Origin of the sequence: Amycolatopsis echigonensis (assembly GCF_014174495.1) — a bacterium.
Classification (GTDB): Bacteria; Actinomycetota; Actinomycetes; order Mycobacteriales; family Pseudonocardiaceae; genus Amycolatopsis; species Amycolatopsis echigonensis.
Genome location: NZ_JACJHR010000235.1, coordinates 1 through 1,237, shown reverse-complemented (window position 1 = coordinate 1,237; position 1,237 = coordinate 1). Strand labels below are relative to the sequence as shown.

Below are 1,237 nucleotides of genomic sequence, written 5' to 3'. Positions count from 1 at the left end.
ACGCAGGTCGGCCAACTCCTTGCGCAACTCCGTGAGCCGGGACTGGCTGGCCGGGTCGGTTTCCTTCGCCAGCGCCGCTTCCTCGATCTCCAGGCGCATCACCCGCCGGGTCAGTTCGTCGAGCTCGGCGGGCATCGAGTCGATCTCGGTGCGCAGCATCGCACAGGCTTCGTCGACCAGGTCGATGGCCTTGTCGGGCAGGAACCGGTCGGAGATGTAGCGGTGGCTCAAGGTCACGGCGGCCACCAGGGCGCTGTCCTGGATCTTCACGCCGTGGAAGATCTCCAGCCGCTCACGCAGCCCGCGCAGGATCGAGATCGCGTCGGCCTCGTCCGGCTCGTCCACGAGCACGGGCTGGAACCGGCGTTCCAGGGCGGCGTCCTTCTCGATGTGCTTGCGGTACTCGTCGACCGTGGTGGCGCCGATCATGTGCAGCTCGCCGCGGGCCAGCATCGGTTTGAGCATGTTCCCGGCGTCCATCGCGCCTTCCGCGGCACCAGCTCCGACGACGGTGTGCAGCTCGTCGACGAACAGCAGGATCCGGCCCTCGGCGGCTTTCACCTCGTTGAGGACGGCCTTGAGCCGCTCCTCGAACTCGCCGCGGTACTTCGCGCCCGCCACCAGAGAGCCCATATCCAGGGCGAAGACGGTCTTGTCGCGCAAGCCTTCGGGCACATCGCCGCGGTGGATGCGTTGGGCGAGGCCCTCGACGATCGCGGTCTTGCCCACGCCGGGGTCGCCGATGAGCACCGGGTTGTTCTTGGTCTTGCGGGACAGAATCTGCACCACGCGGCGGATCTCAGCATCACGCCCGATCACCGGGTCGAGCTTGCCTGCGGCGGCGTCGGCGACCAGGTCGCGGCCGTACTTGTCCAGCGCTTCGTAGGCGACCTCGGGCATCGCGGAAGTGACCCGCTGGTTGCCGCGGACCGCGGTGAGCGCCTGCAGGAACCGGTCGCGGGTCAGGCCGTGCTCGTGCAGCAGCCGGCCCGCGGCGGTGGTGGTCCCTTCCTCGATCAGCGCGATCACCAGGTGTTCGACGGAGACGTACTCGTCCTTGAGCCGCTTGGCCTCGCGCTCGGCGGTGTCGAGCAGCCGGACCAGCCGCTGGGTGAGGAAGACCTGCCCCGGTGCGGCGCCGGGCCCGGACACCTTCGGACGGCGTCCCAGTTCGGCCTCCAGCCCGGTGCGCAGCGTGTCCGGTTCCACCTGGGCCTGGGACAACAGCCGCGGCACC

1 protein-coding gene is annotated in these 1,237 nt (G+C 69.3%); it reads right to left on the bottom strand.

Translation table 11 applies throughout. From position 1 onward, the window contains the following. A partial coding sequence (locus H5411_RS46495) for a Clp protease N-terminal domain-containing protein (RefSeq protein WP_183128026.1) occupies positions 1 to 1,237 on the bottom strand: 1,237 nt, incomplete at both ends.